This window comes from Lysobacter sp. M2-1 (genome assembly GCF_022662495.1).
Taxonomy (GTDB): domain Bacteria; phylum Pseudomonadota; class Gammaproteobacteria; order Xanthomonadales; family Xanthomonadaceae; genus JAKPBU01.
In genome coordinates this window covers 1,782,055-1,798,460 of sequence record NZ_JAKPBU010000001.1, presented here as the reverse complement: position 1 = coordinate 1,798,460, position 16,406 = coordinate 1,782,055, and the positions used below count along the sequence as shown (strand labels likewise).

Here is a 16,406-nt window from a genome sequence, read left to right as displayed (position 1 = left end):
TGTCCGTCGCGCGGACGCCGCGCCTATGGGTGCGGCGGCAATTCCATCGCCATCACGATCGCGTCTTCGCGCCCGTGGTGCGCGGGGTAGTAACGCGGACGGCGGCCGATCTCGCTGAAGCCCTCGCCCATATACAGCGCCACCGCCTGCGGATTCGAAGGCCGGACTTCCAGGAACAATCGCTGCGCGCCGCGGCTCCGTGCCTGCTGCAACAGGGCGCGCAGCAGCCGGCGGCCATGACCATGGCCCTGCCGGTGCGGTGCGGTGCACAGGTTGAGGATGTGCGCCTCGTCCGCGGCCACGCTCAACACCCCATAGCCGATGATGTCCTCGTCGTCCTCGAGCACCCAGGACGGATACCCGGCGCGCAGGCAATCGCGGAAGATGCCGCGCGACCATGGGAAGGGATAGGCACGCAGTTCGATCGCCATGACCGCGTCGAGGTCGTCCTCGCGCATCACCCGCAGCCGCGCGGGCTGCTGGCGTTCGTTTGCCGCCACCGCGCTCATCGCGTTGCCGTGCGCATCCGCCGCAGCCGCGGCCAAAGCGCACGCTTGGCCGCGCTGGCGGGCAGCGCGTCCAGCCCTGGCAACGCGGCGACGGCGTCGACAGTGCTCCCGGCCGCGCGCGCGAGCGCTTCGAGCAGGGCCGGAGAGACGGAAGCAGCTGTCCCTCGTGCGGGCGCCAGCGCATAGGGGTGCAGGCCCAGTTCCGCCATCACTTCGCGCCGGAACTCATCCAGAATGAAACCGTCCCAGCTCATGCCGGCTCCACCGGATGGCGGCGCCGCCGGAACCACAACAACGGTCCCGACAGCGCGTACAGGGCAGCAGCGGCCAGCAGCACCCGCGGCGGATCGATCACCAGCGCCACCAGTATCGCCACGACCACGAGCAGAGCCACGAACGGGACCCGGTCGGACTTCGGCCCGATGCCGCCCTTGAAGCTGTTGTAGCGGATCCGGCTGACCATCAGCAGCGCCGCGAACACGGTCACGCCGAGCGCGAGATAGCGATAGTCGGCTCCGGCCAGACCGAAGTCGTGCATGGTCCAGACGAAGCTGGCGATCAGTCCCGCCGCCGCCGGGCTGGCCAGGCCGATGAACCAGCGCTTGTCCACCTGTCCGACCTGGCTGTTGAAACGCGCCAGTCGCAGCGCCGCGCAGGCCGCATAGAGAAATGCCACCAGCCAGCCGATCTTGCCGGGCGTCGGCCCGTCGAGTTTGAGCGACAGCAGCGCCCAGTGGTACATCACCAGCGCCGGCGCCATGCCGAAGCTGACCAGGTCGGCCAGCGAGTCGTACTGCACGCCGAACTCGCTCTGGGTGTTGGTCAGGCGCGCGACCCTGCCGTCGACGCCGTCGAGGATCGCGGCCACGAAAATCGCCACGCACGCGGCTTCGAACCGACCCTGTGAGGCGGCGATGATGGCGAAGAACCCGCCGAACAATCCGCCCGTGGTGAACAGGTTCGGCAGCAGGTAGATACCGCGCCCGCGGGGGCGCTGGACGCTGTCGTCTTGGCTCATGCTAGGGCCCGTTGGGGGCCCTAAGTGTAGCCGCAGCGCCAACGGCCTGAACGCGCCGATCCACGGCGTTCACCGCGCTTGCGCGCCGCGCCCGCGGGTGCTGCAATCGTTCCACGACCCGTCCAGGACACGCCCATGCGCCAGCTCGCCGCTCCCGCCCTCGCGGCTTTCGCCGTGGCCCTCGTCTTCACGGCGTCTCCGGCTGCGGCCCAACAGGTGTACAAGTGGAAGGACGCGCGCGGCGTCACCCATTATTCGGAGAAGCCGCCGGCCTCCGGGCAGTACACCACGCAGGACGCCGTGCGCGATCCGGCGACGGCTGCGCCAGCATCCGCCAGCGCCACGGACAACGCACCATCGGCCGTGGACTCACGCTGCACGACGGCACGCCGCAACCTGGCCAACCTGCAGAGCGGCCAGCCGGTGCAGATGGACAGCGATGGTGATGGCAAGCCAGACCAGCCCCTGACCGACACCGAACGCAGCAACCAGATGGAGCTGGCCCGTTCCACCCTCAAGGCCTACAACTGCACCGAAACCGCTGCGGCGGGTTGACCGGAGCCACGAGCGTGCGCGTGGCCTGGCCCTGGGCGATTGCCGGCGGCCTGCTGCTGGGCGGTGTCGCGGGCTGGTGGTCGTTGCGCGAATCGCCCGAACAGCAACAGGCCAAGCAGGTCCGCGCCACACGCGCCGCCGCGGCCGAAGCCGAGGACGCACGTCCGGTGCTGTATCGCTGGGAAGACGAGCGCGGCACCGTCCACTACAGCGACCAGGCTCCGCGAGGCCGCAAGTACCAGCGCATCGAGCGCGAACCCGAAGACGGCATCGAGGTCCACGGCGACCGCCAGTAGGGCCTGTCCGGCCGCCCGACCCGGGGGTTGCTGCATGGCACAATGGCGATCCGTTTGCCATTACACCGCCGATGCGCCTGTCGCGATTCCATCTCCACACCATCAAGGAAACCCCGGCCGACGCCGAGATCGTCAGCCACCAGCTGATGCTGCGCAGCGGGATGATCCGGCGCTTGGCCGCCGGCCTGTACACCTGGTCGCCGCTGGGCCTGCGCGTCCTGCGCAAGGTGGAAGCCGTCGTACGTGAGGAAATGGATCGCGCCGGTGCGATCGAGCTATTGATGCCCACCGTCCAGCCCGCGGAGCTGTGGCAGGAAACCGGGCGCTGGCAGAAGTTCGGCGGCCAGCTGCTGAAGATCCGCGACCGCAAGGAGGCCGACTACTGCTACGGCCCCACCGCCGAGGAAGTGATCACCGACTTCGCGCGCAACGAGCTGGCCAGCTACAAGCAGCTGCCGGTGAACTTCTACAACATCCAGTGGAAGTTCCGCGACGAGATCCGCCCGCGCTTCGGGGTGATGCGCGCGCGCGAGTTCCTGATGAAGGACGCGTACTCCTTCCATGTCGACGACGACTCGCTCGCCGCCGAATACCGCAATATGTACGACACCTATGCGCGCATCTTCACCCGGCTCGGGCTCGAGCACCGCGCGGTGGCGGCCGATACCGGCGCCATAGGCGGCAGCGCCTCGCACGAGTTCCAGGTGATCGCCGAGTCGGGCGAGGACACGATCCTGTATTCGGACGGCTCGGACTACGCCGCTAACGTGGAGCTGGCCGAGGCCGTGTCCCCGGGCGCACGTGCGCCCGCGACCGAGGCGATGCGCAAGGTCGATACACCGACCCAGAAGACCTGCGAGGACGTCGCTGCGCTGATGGGCATCCCGCTGCAGCGCACGGTCAAGTCCATCGCGGTGGTCGGCAAGGACGCGGACGGCGCCGACCAGTTCGTGCTCGCGTTGGTGCGCGGCGACCACGTGGTCAACGAGGTCAAGCTGGCGAAGCTCCCGGGACTGGGCGACTACCGCCTGGCCACCGAAGCAGAGATCGCCGAACACCTCGGCAGCGAGCCCGGCTTCCTGGGCCCGGTGAACCCGCGCAAATCGATCGGGGTCGTCGCCGACCGCAGCGTCGCCGCCATGCACGACTTCGTGGTCGGTGCGAACGAGGCCGGTTTCCACTTCGCCGGGGTGAACTGGGAACGCGACCTGCCCGAACCGGAAGTGGCCGATATCCGCAACGCCGTTGCCGGCGATCCTTCGCCCGACGGCAAGGGCACACTGGGCATCGCCCGCGGCATCGAGGTCGGGCACGTGTTCGCGCTCGGACGCAAGTATTCCGAGGCCATGGCCTGCACCGTGCTCGATGCCAACGGCAGAAACGTGCATCCGGCCATGGGCTGCTACGGCATCGGCGTGTCGCGCATCGTCGCGGCTGCGATCGAACAGAACCACGACGCCGCGGGCATCCTCTGGCCCGAAGCGATGGCGCCGTGGCGGGTGGCGGTGTGCCTGATCAACCCCAAGAACGATGCCGCGGTGGCCGACGCCGCAGCAGCGCTGTACCGGGAACTGAATGACGCCGGCATCGAAACCGTGCTCGACGATCGTGGCCTGCGTCCGGGCGCGATGTTCGCCGACATCGAACTGATCGGAATTCCGCACCGGGTGGTGGTGTCCGAACGCGGGCTCGCCGCAGGTACGTTCGAATACCGCGCCCGCAGCGCCGCGGAATCAGAACAGCTCGACCTGGCCGCGCTGCACGCGAAGCTCGGCATTTCACGTTGAGGTGATGGCTCCGTGATTCCATTCGCAACGAAGCGGATGGAGGTATGGAATCGCCGATTGCATTCGCGATCGACATCGCTGCAAAGCGGCGCAACAGGTTTGCGGACGTATTTTCGCAGGTTACTATCGGTAGCACGCCAGACACATGGCGAGTTCCGTTCCCCCATCTGGAGTACGCATGGCTTTCGATCTGGACAATTTCTCGGCGAAGGACCTGGATTCGCTGATCAAGCAGGCCAACCAGCGCAAGACCGCGCTGACCCGGCGCACACCGGCCGCGCAGGTACGCAAGAAACTCACCGCCATGGCCAAGGCCGAGGGCTATTCCATCGCCGAACTGTTCGGCGGTGCAGGTGCAGCCAAAGCCGCGAAAGCATCGAAAACCGCGGGCCGCAAGAGCGCCAAGGCGCGCAAGACCGGCAAGGTCGCGCCGAAGTACCGCAATCCGGCCGATGCCAAGGACACCTGGACCGGCCGTGGCCTGCCGCCGCGCTGGATGGCGGATCTGATCAAGAAAGGCAAGAAACGCGAGGATTTCCTGATCAGGAAATAAAGCCGGACACTTCTCCTGCGCGAAACGCCGGCCCGATGCCGGCGTTTTGTTTTGCGGTGATCCGCCGGGTTACAGGTTGCGGCGCGTCGGCAGCAGCAGGTTGCCGAACAGCAACCCGGCGATCAGCGCCAGCAGGATATTGAGCACGCCGACGATCGCATCCTGCCCCGCCGCGAGCTCCTGCTGCTGGAACAGGCTGATCACGCCGCGCAGGCTGGCGCTGCCGGGCACCAGCATGATGATGCCGGGCATCCGCACTACCGCGCCCGGCCGGTTCCACCAGCGTGCATAGCCGTTGCCCGCGGCCGTCATCACCAGCGCCGAGAGGAACACGCCGACCGGGCTGCCCCATGCATCGCCCGCCAGCCGCGAAATCAGGTAGCCGGTGATCGCCGCCAGCATCACGATGCCGTAATCACGGCGCGCGGTGCGAAAGAGGACCGCGAAGGCATAGGCCGCCAGCAGCAGCGCGGCGCCTTCCACCCAGTCCGGCTGCGGCCGCCATGCGCGCACCTGCGCATCGATTCCCAGCAGCGCCAGCAACGTCACCGCGATCATCGTGCCGACGGTGAGCTTGAGCAGCGTGGTGACCGCCCCGGCGAAGCGTGCGGTGCCCGAGACCAGATGCTGGCTGGTCAGTTCGTTGACCGCATTGGTCAGGCCCATGCCGGGCAACAGCACGATCAGCGAGGCGATGATGACCGTATTGAGGTTGATCGGCGCCACGAACGCGGCAACCAGGATCGCGATCGTGCCGGCGAGGATGCCCGCGATCGCATCACCGGCCTCCCTGAGCCGGGGACGGTCGCGGGTCGCCAGTTCCAGCAAGCCCAGTAGCAGCCCGGTGGTGGCGGCTGTGCCGATCTCGAGCCAGGGCAGTCGCAGCAATCCAGCGACCCCTGCCGAGGCCAAGCCGAAGCCGAACACCTGCATCGCATGCCAGCGCGCGCTGCGCGGACGGTCGAGCGCGCGCAGGGCCTGGTGCCCCTCGGCCAGGTCGAGCCGGCCGGCCATCACCTCCTCGGCGATGCGGTCGGCCTCGCACAGCTTGTACAGATCGGTATCCCCGGGACCGAGCCGGATGACCCGGGTGGTGTCGCTCTCGCCCAGCGCGCGGCTTGGATCGTTGAAGGCCAGGATCATGCCGGTTGGATTCGACCACGGCTCGCAGTCCAGCCCGAGCTTCTGCGAGACCGCGACCACCGCGCCCTCGAGGCGCTGGGCCGTGGTGCCGTATCCGTGCAGGCGTTCAGCCAGTTCGGTCACGAAGGCGATCCGCGCCGCGTAGCTCGCGGCGGTCGGGGAATAGGGTGCGGCGCGCATGCCGACAGGATCGCATGGGCGCACGGCCCCGCCCAATGCGTTCACACGTCGCAGACGCAGGTGCGTAAGCTTTAGCCGCCGTCAACGGCGGAACCGCGAGTCGCGCTTGAGCCAAGCCTCCACCCAGCCGCCGAGGGCCGAAACCGATCCAGGCGACGGCTCGCGCCTGCGCCTGACCGGGCGCTGGACCCTGCGCCATGCCGGCGACGTCGGCGATGCGCTCCGGGCCGCGCCGCCGGGCATCGCCACGATCGACGCCACCGGCGTCGAGCGCCTGGACACCCTCGGCGTGCTGCAGCTGCTGCGCTATGCGCGCCGCAATGACCTGCCTTTCGATCGCTTCACCTTCGACCCGCAGCATCGCCAACTGGTGGCGGCGATCGAGGACGTGGTGGACGACCGCCCGAAGCGCAAGCGCGACCTGGGCTTCAGGGCTGCGCTCGGCCGCCTGGGCTTCGCGGTCGCCGACAACTGGAGCGAGACCATCGCCCTGGTCAGCTTCCTGGGCGAGAACCTGTCCAAGCTGATGCGGTTGGTGAAGGAACCGCGGCGCTTTCGTCCCACCGCCACCGTCTTCCACATGGAGCAGGTCGGGCTGGACGCGGTGCCGCTGGTGATCCTGCTGTCGTTCCTGGTCGGTGCGGTGATCGCGTTCCTGGGCGCCAACATCCTGGAAGACTTCGGCGCGGTGATCTTCGTCGTCGAGCTGGTCAGCATCGCCTTCCTGCGCGAGTTCGGCGTGCTGCTGACCGCGATCATCCTGGCCGGCCGTACCGCGAGCGCGTTCACCGCGCAGATCGGCGCCATGGTCAGCCGCGAGGAAGTCGATGCGATCCGCACCCTGGGCCTGGACCCGATCGACCTGCTGGTGCTGCCGCGGGTGATCGCACTGATGGTCATGTTGCCGCTGCTGACCTTCATCGCGATGATGGCCGGCCTCGCAGGCGGCCTGACCGTCGGCGCCTTCACCCTGGACATCGCGCCACCGGCCTACCTGGCCAGGATGCAGGACACCTTCAAGATGCGGCACATGCTGGTGGGCCTGTCGAAGGCGCCAGTATTCGCCCTGCTGATCGCGCTGATCGGCTGCCTGGAGGGACTACAGGTCAAGGGCACCGCACAGTCGGTGGGCGAGCGCACCACCTCGAGCGTGGTGCAGAGCATTTCGCTGGTAATCGTGATCGACGCGATCGCGGCGATCTGGTTCATGTACATGGGCTGGTGAGATGAGCGATCCGGACCGCCCATCGAAGAGCAATGATCCCGGCACACAGCCGATCATCCGGGTCCGTGGGCTGCGCAATCAATTCGGCCACCAGGTCGTACACGAAGACCTGGACCTGGACGTGCGCCGGGGCGAAATCCTGGGCGTGGTCGGCGGCTCGGGCAGCGGCAAGTCGGTGCTGATGCGCTCGATCCTGGCGCTGCGCAGGCCCGATGCGGGACAGATCGAGGTCATGGGCGTGGATGCGCGCTCGGACGATCCGGCCGATCGCCACCACATCGAACGCAATACCGGGGTGCTGTTCCAGGACGGTGCGCTGTTCTCGTCGCTGACCGTGGGCGAGAACGTGCAATTGCCGCTGAAGGAATACTACCCGGACATGGTCGATTCGCTGCGTTACGAGCTGGCGCTGCTGAAGGTGAAACTGGCCGGCCTGCCGGCGGACACGGTGGAGAAACTGCCCTCGCAGCTGTCGGGCGGCATGCGCAAGCGCGCCGGCATCGCGCGCGCGCTGGCCCTGGACCCGCCGCTGCTGTTCCTGGACGAGCCCACGGCCGGCCTGGACCCAATCGGCGCGGCTGCGTTCGACCAGCTGATCCTCACCCTGCAGCGGGCGTTGGGCCTGACCGTGTTCCTGATCACCCACGACCTCGACACCCTGTACGCGATCTGCGACCGTATCGCCGTACTCGCCGACCGCAAGGTCGTGATCAACGCGCCGATCGCCGAAGTGGAACGTTTCGAGCATCCGTGGGTGCAGGAATACTTCCACGGTCCGCGCGCACGCGCGGCGCAGCAGGCACGCGATACCAACGCCCGCGCCGCTGGCACACCCGAACCACAGGCGACCTGATCCGCATGGAAACCAAGGCCAACTACGTGCTGATCGGCGCCTTCACCATCCTGGTGGCGGTGTTCGGCCTGCTGTTCGCGCTCTGGGCCGCCAAGTACTCGGCCGACAAGAGCTTCCAGGAGTACTACGTCATCTTCAACGAGCCGGTCACCGGCCTGACCGAAGGCGGCTCGGTCCAGTACAACGGCATCTCGGTAGGCACCATCGAAGAACTTTCGCTCAATCCACGCGATCCGCGCCAGGTGCGCGCACGCCTGAAACTGGAAGCCAGCGCGCCGGTCAAGGTGGACACCAAGGCCAAGCTGTCCCAGGCCGGCATCACCGGCAGTCCCTTCATCCAGCTGACCGGTGGCAGCCCCAACGCGCCGCGCCTGGTATCGAACGATGCCGACACGATCCCGGTGATCACGACCGAGCCGTCCGCCTTGCAGAACATCGCCGATACCGCGAGCAAGCTGGTCGCGCGCCTGGACAAGCTGATGAGCGAAGAGAACATCGAGCACATCGACAACACGCTGACCAACCTGGACAACATTACCGCCGCGCTGGGCGATGCGACCCAGAAGGAAGACCTGCGCGCGCTCGTGCGCAATGCGCGCCTGGCCAGCGAACAGCTCAACGCCACGCTTGAAAGCGCGAATGGCGCGGTCGCCAACATCGACCGGGAACTGCCGGCCCTGCTGCGCAAGCTCGATGCCACCCTCACCCGGCTGGATTCGGCCGCCGGCGGCGCCGACGCGATCCTCAACGAGAACCGCGCCGCGATCCAGAGCTTCGCCAACGATGGCCTGGCACAGCTCGGTCCGACCCTCGGAGAACTGCGGGCCCTGGTCCGCGATCTGCGCCGCGTCACCGACCGGCTCGACGGCAGCCCCGCGCGCTATCTGCTGGGCCGCGACGCACCCAAGGAGTTCGAACCCGAATGAACATGCGTAACGGCAATCGTGGATCGGTGGGCGCCCGGCTCGCGGGCGGCGCGCTGCCGCTGGCGCTGGCCCTTGTCCTGGGTGGTTGCAGCCTGCTCGGAGGTGGGCCCAAGGAGGCCGCGACCATCTACGCGCCCGATCCGCGCATCCAGGCGGACCCATCCTGGCCGCAGGTCGGCTGGCAGCTGTCGATCGGTCATCCCGCGGCCGCACGCATGGTGGACAGCCTGCGCATCGCGGTGCGTCCCACGCCGGGCGAACTGCAGGTCTACAAAGGCGCGAACTGGGCCAAGACCCCGTCCGAACAGCTGCAGGACACCCTGCTGCGCGCGCTGGAGGACTCGGGAAAAATACCCGCGGTCGGCCGCCAGGGCAGTGGCGTCGCCGCCAACTACAAACTGATCCTGGACCTGCGTCGCTACGAGGCCGATTACGCCGGTGATGCGGTGCCTGCGGCGACGATCGAGGTCAACGCCAAGCTCCTGCACGCTCCGGGCAACGACATCGTCGGATCGCGCACCTTCCTGCAGGCCGTGCCCGCGGGAGCCACCGATGTCGGCTCGGTCGCCGATGCCTTCTCCCAGGCGCTCGGTCGTGTCGGCGGCGAAATCGCCGGGTGGGCGCTATCGGCCGGCGACGCCCACGAGCAAAGCGGCAGCCACCCGGCGAAATAGCCAAGCCCTGCCCCTTCATTCCGCGGACGAAGCCGCTCGCCGGGATTCAGTTCAACGTTGCGAAGGTTCGATCCTGTGCGGACCGGCCACGTCCAATATCCGCCGGAACGTCAGATTGATGCGTTCGCCCACCGCTTTCGCGGTCCTGGGCAGGGCATGCCGGTAATGCGCCTGGGTATCGCCGCGCATGACCAGCAGGCTCCCGTGCGTCAGGTCCAGGTCCATGCCTGGCCCGTCCGGCGTGCGGCTCTTGAGCTTGAACCGTCGGGTAGCGCCCAGGCTCAACGACGCGATCACCGGCCGCGCACCGAGCTCGGGTTCGTTGTCGCTGTGCCAGCCCATGGCGTCGCGGCCGCTGCGATACCGGTTGGCGAGCACGCTGTTGAACGCGACATCCAGCTGCCGCAACAGGCGCGCGCGCACCGGGAGCAGGCATGCATGCCATGGTCGCGGCGCGAACAGTGTGCCGGAGTAGCGATAGCGCGCCTCCGGATCGCCGATCCAGCAACTCAGCCGGGGCGAATCCACGTCGCGCCCGAACAATCGGATCCGGTGGATTTCCCACGGCACGGCGTCGAACAACGCGTCCATGAGCTCGTCCGCTTCGTGCCGGGAAAGCCAGTGCGGATCGAATTCGAGTTCGGCTCCCGGCAGCTGCAGTTGCGTCATCGCCATGCGCGGACGCTAGCAGACGAGGCCTCGACGGGCCTATCCGCTGGATGCGATTCCCGCCGCGCCATTCAAGGCACCCTCGGTTTGCCGGCTCGACCTCAAAAACGCGACAATCGCGCGCATTGCCAGCCGGGCCGCCAGCATGAGCGAACACGACGCCAACGCCGCCGAACAGGTCGAACGCGACGTCATGGAATACGACGTCGTCACCGTCGGCGCCGGTCCGGCCGGGCTGTCGTTTGCGATCCGGCTCAAGCAGCTCGATCCGGACATCTCGGTGTGCGTGATCGAGAAGGCCTCGACCATCGGCGCCCATATCCTGTCCGGTGCGGTGATCGAGCCCGGACCGCTCGATGCCCTGCTCCCGGGCTGGCGCGACACCCCGCCGCCGATCTGCGTCCCCGCCACCGACGACGAATTCTGGCTGCTCACCAAGACCGGCGGCCGCAAGCTGCCGGTGCCGCCGGGCATGAACAACCACGGCAATTTCATCGTCAGCCTGGGCGCGATGTGCGCCTGGCTCGCGCCGCAGGCCGAGGCGCTGGGCGTGGAGATCTATCCCGGCTTCGCCGCCGCGGAGACCCTGCACGATGCCGATGGACGCGTCATCGGGGTACGCATCGGCGACATGGGCGTGGCCAAGGACGGCTCGCACAAGCCTGGCTACACCGCGGGCATCGACATCCACGCCAAGGTCACGGTGCTGGCCGAAGGCGCGCGCGGGCATCTGACCAAGCGTCTGGTCAAGCGCTTCGGCCTGGATGCCGACAGCGATCCGCAGGGTTATTCGATCGGCATCAAGGAACTCTGGCAGGTGCCTGCCGGACGCGTATCGCCGGGCAGGATCGTGCACAGCTTCGGCTGGCCCGCCGACAACAAGACCTACGGCGGCAGCTTCCTCTACCACCTCGACGGGGATCGCATCGCGCTCGGCTATGTCAGCGGTCTGGACTACAACGATCCCGAATACCGGCCGTGGGAAGCCTTCCAGCAGTGGAAGAACCATCCGACGATCGCGCCGCTGCTGGAAGGCGGCACCATCCTCAGCGCCGGCGCGCGCGCCATCGTCACCGGTGGATACCAATCCCTGCCCAGGACCGAGATGCCCGGCGCTCTGCTGATCGGCGACACCGCCGGCCTGCTCAACGTGCCCAAGGTGAAAGGCACCCACCAGGCGATCCGCAGCGGCATGCTCGCCGCCGAGCATCTGGTGTCCTCCCGGCTCGCGCCGGAAGGCTACGACGCCAAGCTGCGCGCATCCGACGCGATGGCCGAACTGAAGAAGGTGCGCAACATCAAGCCCGGGTTCAAGCGCGGGCTGTGGTTCGGCATGCTCAATGCCGCCTGGGAAACGGCCACCGGCGGGTTGTCGCCCTGGACCCTGCGCAACAAGGCCGACTGGTCGTCCCTGCACAAGCTCGGCGAACAGGAATCACCCAGGCGCGACTATGTGCAACGCCCGCTGCCGCCGCGCGACCGCCTGGCAGGCGTCTATTTCGCCGCCACCGAGCACGACGAAGACCAGCCCGTCCACCTCAAGGTCGCCGACACCAGCATCTGCGTGACCCGTTGCGCCGAGGAATACGGCAACCCCTGCACCCGCTTCTGTCCCGCCGCCGTCTACGAGATCGTCGACGACGCATCCGCCGAACACGGCAAGCGCCTGCAGATCAACGCCGCCAACTGCGTGCACTGCAAGACCTGCGACATCAAGGACCCGTACGAGATCATTACGTGGGTGACACCGGAAGGCGGAGCAGGGCCGAACTACCAGAACCTCTAGCTCGACCGCGGTGGCCCGACGCCGGATTCCGCCTCGACCCTGGGTTACTTCATGACTACCCAGCTCATGCTGCCCACGCTGCCCGCTGCTTGCGGAGTATCAGGATTGGCGGATTTCCAGATGACGTTGTGACCGGTACTGGTATTGCGCCAGAAGATATCCATCGAGCCATCTCCATCGTAGTCGTCGACCACGGGGATGATCCATGCGACGGCAACCGATTTCACCGTCTGGATCGTGGCCGAGTTGGCCGATCTCCAGATCACGTTTGCGCCGGTGCTCGAATTGCGCCAGAAGATGTCGGACCTGCCATCGCCGTTGAAGTCACCGACGCCGGCCACGCCCCAGCCCGCCCCCGTCATCGACGTGAGCACCTGCGCAGTGTTCGCATTTGCGGATCGCCAGATCACGTTCACGCCGGTGCTTGGATTTCGCCACAGAAGATCGGCGCTTCCATCGCCATTGAAGTCCGTGGCCCCAGCCACGGTCCATCCCGCGCCGACCGATCTGATCGTCTGGGCGGTGGAAGCACTGGCGGACCGCCAGATGACGTTGACGCCAGTGCTCGCGTTGCGCCACAGAAGATCGGCGCTTCCATCGCCGTCAAAGTCGCCTACCGCGGCGACGATCCAGCCGGCACCGACCGATCTGATCGTCTGGTACTGCGCATGGTTGGCGGACCGCCAAATGACGTTAGCGCCCGTACCGGCATTACGCCAGAGGAGGTCCGCATGGTTGTCTCCGTCGAAATCGCCGATGCCCGCGACGGTCCATGCAATCGACACTGGCGCCAATGGAGAGAGCGGGGCACCGCTGGGGTGCCACCACAGGAGAGTGTCGCCGGTGTCAGAATTGCGCCACACGAAATCCGACCGCCCGTCATTGTCATAATCGCGCCGCAGCATTCCCGTCAGCGGGATGACCATCGCACGGAACGCTGCCACCACCGGGATGGTCTGTTCGAGCGCGCGTACGCTGTCAGCCTCATTCTCGACACCGCATGGGGAACCGGCGCAGATGCTGATCCGCGGATTGGAGAAGTAACGGAACCCCGTCTGGCCCACGTAGCGCGGCGACATGATCGTATAGAAGCTGCCACTGGTATATCCAAAGGCGTAGGGATACCGGCCGTATTCCTCGGGGTCCAGCAGCACACCGTTGCCGTCGGTATCGTCCGACCCTTGGGCAGTGGCGCGGTCGTGCTGCAAGCCCATGTTGTGCCCCAACTCATGGGCGAGGAATTCTTCACGACAGGTCATCCCCCCATCCGGAAACGCGTCTCCGCCGGAGTCGCTCACTACGGAGAAAGCGAAGTCCGCGCTGACGCTTTCGATGGGCCGCTGACCACCCCCGAGCAGCCAGGCTACCCCGCAACTGCCATTCTCGGGAGCGGTGAAATTTCGAACCAGTCCAACCAGATCGGCGCCAGCATGGTCGCGAGCGTCCACCAGCGGCCGCAAGGCGGCCGGCACGGCGGCCGGCGTGCAGTTGACACCGCGATCGGGAAGTCTCAGGTCACTGGCATTGGACGTCGAGCAGGCGACGCCGGTCAGCTCGAACAACGCGGTTGTATTCGAGGTGTTCTCCGGGTAGTCCACCATGACCGTCCGCACCAGCCGTACCCTGGCGTCCAGCTGGCTGTTGGCATAGGCCAGGTTGGTCAGATCGACGAGATAGTTCAGGCGAGTTGTTCCCGCCCGCCGGCCCCCGTAGCGACTCCAGAAATGTCTCGTGTATCCCAGCACCAGATCCACCGTGTTGCCTGCGCTCGCCTGTGCGGCGGCTTCCGACGTGGCGGTCTTGCTCGCCGTCGCGCGCAAGGCAGTCTTGCGTGAGGAGGAAGCCCGCAGGCCGGCCCGCATCAAGGGGGCAAGGAAGTCGGCTTCCGACGACGGCTCGATCGCGCCCGCTTTGCCGAGCAGCCGCCGGTCGGTTTCGATCAGCCAGCTGCCTGCGGCGGTGACCATCAGCTGCAGGGGCGCCTCGTCGCCGTAGGGAATGCTGCCAAAAACGGCTTTCTCGCCGAATGTGACGATGGCGTCCGCCCCTTTGCTGCGCTCGGACCTGCCGATCCACGTCCAGTTTCCGTCTGCATGTTCGACGTGCCGCTCATAGCGCAGCCGTATCGGCTGACCATTGGGAGCAGGAATGACCATCTCCCCCTTGGAGATGGCCATCAACGCGTGTTCTTCACTCAATTGCACCGGATGGAAGGTCTGCGCGCCTCGCCGCACTGAAGCGCGACTCAGATCGCTCACCATGAACTCTCCGCGGTCCGGAAGCGAGGCGACATCCGAGAGCCCGCGTTGCGCCAGCACCTGGCGCATGGGCAAGGGCTGCCGGGCCTTGTCCGGCACGGCCGCGTGTAAGCGACTTGAAGATGTCTGGCCCCGATCTTCCGCGCAGCCGGCCATCAGACCGCAAAGCAAGGCGATAACCACCATACGAGCACGCATCCGACCCCTCCTGTCATCCGCGGGCGTTTTCGGGATCGTAACCGACCAGCCCCTGGCGGTGGTGAAGCTGGGCGCCTGTAGATCAACACCGCCAAATGCGTGCACTGCGAGACCTTTGACGAGTGAAGCCGGGACGTGGGGGGATCCACGATCACAGCTACTATCCGCCCGTACGCAACCGCCTCGCTGGTTTAGCGTGTCCTCGCTACGGTACGCGCATGCTCACAAACTGTGATCTCGTGCGTCGTTCAGCATGACGCATTTTGTCCGTTTCAAAGCCCCGGGCGCGTTTGTTGGTGTTGGCAGCACGCTCGTGGACGACGGCGTGCGATATGCGGCTGCCAACCTATTCATCATGCTGAGGAAATATATCCATGAAATCGATTTCAAGAACCTGCCTCCATACTGCTCTGGTCGTAATTGGCCTGGGAGCGATCGGAACCGCGTTCGCAGGAGACAACTGGGCCTCCTACGATCGGAAGACCTACACCGGCGCGCAGTGCCAGCCTGCCTACGGCATTCATTCGAAGGACTTCACCATCGTGCAGGGCCGGCTGCGCAACGATAACGCAGCACCGCGCTATACCTCCTGCGCTATCACGTTCGACACCGAGGACGCGGTCAACCAGGCGGACTTCAACAATACAACCAGGGCCGGCGCAATCGAAATCCGAGTGTATCTGGATTACTCCGCAGTGCCCGATATCGTGGGGACGACCTACGAAACCTCATGCACGCTCGCGGGCCGGGATCTCGACGGCGGCAGCGCAACGAAAACCGAGACCCTCGCAATTTCCTCAGGACGCACTTCCACCCCGCAAACGCTGGTTTTCGAGGGAGCGACCTGGACCGGGTTGTCGATCGGCAGCAACTACAGCCTGCAGGTAAGCTGTCTGCAGCCGTACAACGTCGCCCTGATCGGTTACAAGATCTACGAATACGGCGAGACGGGGCACTACTACTACACGCCGCCTCTGTGATGCCGTCGGCTTACGCCGCCTGACGCAGGTGTGGGAACGGCGGTCATCCGCCGTTCCCGTATGTGATTCCCGCCATTGCCATCGAGGTTGCTTGAAACGATGAAACCCACGCCCATCGCGATCGGCTCGGCCGCGCTGATCGTTGCCGCAGCGGTGCTTGTCTACGGCCAGTACCGGCAGCAGACGGCTTTGAACCTGCTTTCCGCCCGGCTGGAAAAACTCGAGACCCAACACCGTCGCCCCGAAATGCGTTCTAGGGCAGATGCGGGCTTCGGCGCGTCACCCGCCACCTCTCGCGCGCCTGGTCCAGGAGCGTCGTTCTCCGCGAACATTCCGGGCGAGGAGCGCAGAAACGAGAGCCCCGCCGCGCGGGCGCGGGAGATCGCTACATCGAAGACCACGCTGGACACCAGCTTCGCTTCCGAGCCCATCAACGCAGCCTGGGCGGGCAAGACGATTCACACCGTGGAGGAGGCCATCGTCGAGGTGGCGGCCGAAGGGGCTCCTACGCCGGAAGGTGCGCGAGTGGATTGCAGAAGCAAGACATGCCGCATCCAGCTCAATCTCGCCGACGGTGCCGAATCGGACAAATTCGTAATGCCGCTGCTCACAAAATTCGCCAAGACTCTACCCGTCACACAAATGCTCGAAGTGCCCTCAGCCGATGGCAAGCGCTTCGAAGTGTACATATACGCATCCGCTGCGGACCTGTAATCCAAGAGTTGGAAATAGCGCCTCTTGAAGGCCGAGCCCGCATTCGAATCCATCGGCGCACCGCCTTGAAAGCGATATCGCC

At 66.3% G+C, this 16,406-nt stretch carries 17 protein-coding genes; 11 read left to right on the top strand and 6 right to left on the bottom strand.

Going from position 1 to position 16,406, the window contains the following annotated elements; all coding sequences use genetic code 11:
- Positions 1-23 precede the first annotated feature (23 nt).
- The 3 genes from rimI to pssA are packed head-to-tail and all read right to left on the bottom strand — an operon-like array spanning position 24 to position 1,527.
- A complete protein-coding gene (rimI, locus tag MC375_RS07870) occupies positions 24-509 on the bottom strand; it encodes a ribosomal protein S18-alanine N-acetyltransferase (protein ID WP_242102729.1) in 486 nt (161 codons plus the stop codon).
- On the bottom strand, positions 506-763 hold the full coding sequence (locus tag MC375_RS07865; protein ID WP_242102728.1) for a hypothetical protein: 258 nt from the start codon (positions 761-763) through the stop codon (positions 506-508). Before MC375_RS07865 ends, rimI begins: the two co-directional genes overlap by 4 nt.
- Complete coding sequence (gene pssA, locus MC375_RS07860; RefSeq protein WP_242102727.1) at positions 760-1,527, bottom strand: CDP-diacylglycerol--serine O-phosphatidyltransferase; 768 nt, start codon at positions 1,525-1,527, stop codon at positions 760-762. The genes MC375_RS07865 and pssA overlap by 4 nt, the downstream gene beginning before the upstream one ends.
- 135 nt (positions 1,528-1,662) lie before the next feature.
- Here pssA and MC375_RS07855 point away from each other — a divergent pair, with 135 nt between their 5' ends.
- The 4 genes from MC375_RS07855 (at position 1,663) to MC375_RS07840 (ending at position 4,718) form a co-directional block, all read left to right on the top strand.
- The gene (locus tag MC375_RS07855; protein ID WP_242102726.1) at positions 1,663-2,082 is read left to right on the top strand and encodes a DUF4124 domain-containing protein; all 420 of its coding nucleotides are present in this window, start codon (positions 1,663-1,665) and stop codon (positions 2,080-2,082) included.
- A 20-nt stretch (positions 2,083-2,102) separates the two neighbouring features.
- Complete coding sequence (locus tag MC375_RS07850; protein WP_242102725.1) at positions 2,103-2,378, top strand: DUF4124 domain-containing protein; 276 nt, start codon at positions 2,103-2,105, stop codon at positions 2,376-2,378.
- Between the two features lie 71 nt (positions 2,379-2,449).
- Positions 2,450-4,165, top strand: coding sequence for a proline--tRNA ligase (locus MC375_RS07845; protein WP_242102724.1), 1,716 nt, complete (start codon positions 2,450-2,452; stop codon positions 4,163-4,165).
- A 178-nt stretch (positions 4,166-4,343) separates the two neighbouring features.
- The gene (locus tag MC375_RS07840; RefSeq protein WP_242102723.1) at positions 4,344-4,718 is read left to right on the top strand and encodes an H-NS histone family protein; all 375 of its coding nucleotides are present in this window, start codon (positions 4,344-4,346) and stop codon (positions 4,716-4,718) included.
- Positions 4,719-4,787: 69 nt separating this feature from the next.
- Here the strand turns inward: MC375_RS07840 and MC375_RS07835 are convergent, their stop codons facing one another.
- A complete protein-coding gene (locus tag MC375_RS07835) occupies positions 4,788-6,041 on the bottom strand; it encodes a threonine/serine exporter family protein (protein WP_242102722.1) in 1,254 nt (417 codons plus the stop codon).
- 106 nt (positions 6,042-6,147) lie between these two features.
- On the opposite strand from MC375_RS07835, the gene MC375_RS07830 reads away from it, so the two are divergent.
- From MC375_RS07830 to MC375_RS07815, 4 genes are read left to right on the top strand one after another with little or no spacing between them, the layout of a single operon-like run.
- The gene (locus tag MC375_RS07830; RefSeq protein ID WP_242102721.1) at positions 6,148-7,266 is read left to right on the top strand and encodes an MlaE family lipid ABC transporter permease subunit; all 1,119 of its coding nucleotides are present in this window, start codon (positions 6,148-6,150) and stop codon (positions 7,264-7,266) included.
- Position 7,267: 1 nt separating this feature from the next.
- Positions 7,268-8,119, top strand: coding sequence for an ATP-binding cassette domain-containing protein (locus tag MC375_RS07825; protein ID WP_242102720.1), 852 nt, complete (start codon positions 7,268-7,270; stop codon positions 8,117-8,119).
- A gap of 5 nt (positions 8,120-8,124) precedes the next feature.
- Positions 8,125-9,045, top strand: a complete 921-nt coding sequence (locus tag MC375_RS07820) for an MlaD family protein (protein ID WP_242102719.1) — start codon at positions 8,125-8,127, stop codon at positions 9,043-9,045.
- A gap of 2 nt (positions 9,046-9,047) precedes the next feature.
- Positions 9,048-9,719, top strand: a complete 672-nt coding sequence (locus tag MC375_RS07815; RefSeq protein ID WP_242102982.1) for an ABC-type transport auxiliary lipoprotein family protein — start codon at positions 9,048-9,050, stop codon at positions 9,717-9,719.
- Positions 9,720-9,770: 51 nt separating this feature from the next.
- On the opposite strand, the gene MC375_RS07810 is transcribed toward MC375_RS07815, so the two are convergent.
- A complete protein-coding gene (locus MC375_RS07810) occupies positions 9,771-10,394 on the bottom strand; it encodes an alpha-ketoglutarate-dependent dioxygenase AlkB (RefSeq protein WP_242102718.1) in 624 nt (207 codons plus the stop codon).
- 139 nt (positions 10,395-10,533) lie between these two features.
- On the opposite strand from MC375_RS07810, the gene MC375_RS07805 reads away from it, so the two are divergent.
- Positions 10,534-12,174 carry an electron transfer flavoprotein-ubiquinone oxidoreductase gene (locus tag MC375_RS07805; RefSeq protein WP_242102717.1) on the top strand — a complete coding sequence of 547 codons (1,641 nt, stop codon included), beginning with the start codon at positions 10,534-10,536 and terminating at the stop codon, positions 12,172-12,174.
- 44 nt (positions 12,175-12,218) lie between these two features.
- On the opposite strand, the gene MC375_RS07800 is transcribed toward MC375_RS07805, so the two are convergent.
- A complete protein-coding gene (locus MC375_RS07800; protein ID WP_242102716.1) occupies positions 12,219-14,630 on the bottom strand; it encodes an FG-GAP-like repeat-containing protein in 2,412 nt (803 codons plus the stop codon).
- A gap of 374 nt (positions 14,631-15,004) precedes the next feature.
- Between MC375_RS07800 and MC375_RS07795 the strand changes: the two genes are divergently transcribed.
- Both MC375_RS07795 and MC375_RS07790 read left to right on the top strand, forming a co-directional pair.
- The gene (locus tag MC375_RS07795) at positions 15,005-15,610 is read left to right on the top strand and encodes a hypothetical protein (protein WP_242102715.1); all 606 of its coding nucleotides are present in this window, start codon (positions 15,005-15,007) and stop codon (positions 15,608-15,610) included.
- A gap of 99 nt (positions 15,611-15,709) precedes the next feature.
- Positions 15,710-16,324: a hypothetical protein gene (locus MC375_RS07790; RefSeq protein WP_242102714.1), complete on the top strand. Its 615-nt coding sequence runs from the start codon at positions 15,710-15,712 to the stop codon at positions 16,322-16,324.
- Positions 16,325-16,406: the final 82 nt, after the last annotated feature.

Excerpts from the sequence above, each read along its gene's own strand:
- MC375_RS07855 (WP_242102726.1), top strand. The coding sequence starts at position 1,663 with ATGCGCCAGCTCGCCGCTCCCGCCCTCGCGGCTTTCGCCGTGGCCCTC.
- MC375_RS07835 (WP_242102722.1), bottom strand. The coding sequence starts at position 6,041 with ATGCGCGCCGCACCCTATTCCCCGACCGCCGCGAGCTACGCGGCGCGG.
- MC375_RS07845 (WP_242102724.1), top strand. The coding sequence starts at position 2,450 with ATGCGCCTGTCGCGATTCCATCTCCACACCATCAAGGAAACCCCGGCC.
- MC375_RS07800 (WP_242102716.1), bottom strand. The coding sequence starts at position 14,630 with ATGCGTGCTCGTATGGTGGTTATCGCCTTGCTTTGCGGTCTGATGGCC.
- MC375_RS07815 (WP_242102982.1), top strand. The coding sequence starts at position 9,048 with ATGCGTAACGGCAATCGTGGATCGGTGGGCGCCCGGCTCGCGGGCGGC.
- pssA (WP_242102727.1), bottom strand. The coding sequence starts at position 1,527 with ATGAGCCAAGACGACAGCGTCCAGCGCCCCCGCGGGCGCGGTATCTAC.
- rimI (WP_242102729.1), bottom strand. The coding sequence starts at position 509 with ATGAGCGCGGTGGCGGCAAACGAACGCCAGCAGCCCGCGCGGCTGCGG.
- MC375_RS07790 (WP_242102714.1), top strand. The coding sequence starts at position 15,710 with ATGAAACCCACGCCCATCGCGATCGGCTCGGCCGCGCTGATCGTTGCC.
- MC375_RS07840 (WP_242102723.1), top strand. The coding sequence starts at position 4,344 with ATGGCTTTCGATCTGGACAATTTCTCGGCGAAGGACCTGGATTCGCTG.
- MC375_RS07805 (WP_242102717.1), top strand. The coding sequence starts at position 10,534 with ATGAGCGAACACGACGCCAACGCCGCCGAACAGGTCGAACGCGACGTC.
- MC375_RS07810 (WP_242102718.1), bottom strand. The coding sequence starts at position 10,394 with ATGGCGATGACGCAACTGCAGCTGCCGGGAGCCGAACTCGAATTCGAT.
- MC375_RS07820 (WP_242102719.1), top strand. The coding sequence starts at position 8,125 with ATGGAAACCAAGGCCAACTACGTGCTGATCGGCGCCTTCACCATCCTG.
- MC375_RS07795 (WP_242102715.1), top strand. The coding sequence starts at position 15,005 with ATGAAATCGATTTCAAGAACCTGCCTCCATACTGCTCTGGTCGTAATT.
- MC375_RS07865 (WP_242102728.1), bottom strand. The coding sequence starts at position 763 with ATGAGCTGGGACGGTTTCATTCTGGATGAGTTCCGGCGCGAAGTGATG.
- MC375_RS07825 (WP_242102720.1), top strand. The coding sequence starts at position 7,268 with ATGAGCGATCCGGACCGCCCATCGAAGAGCAATGATCCCGGCACACAG.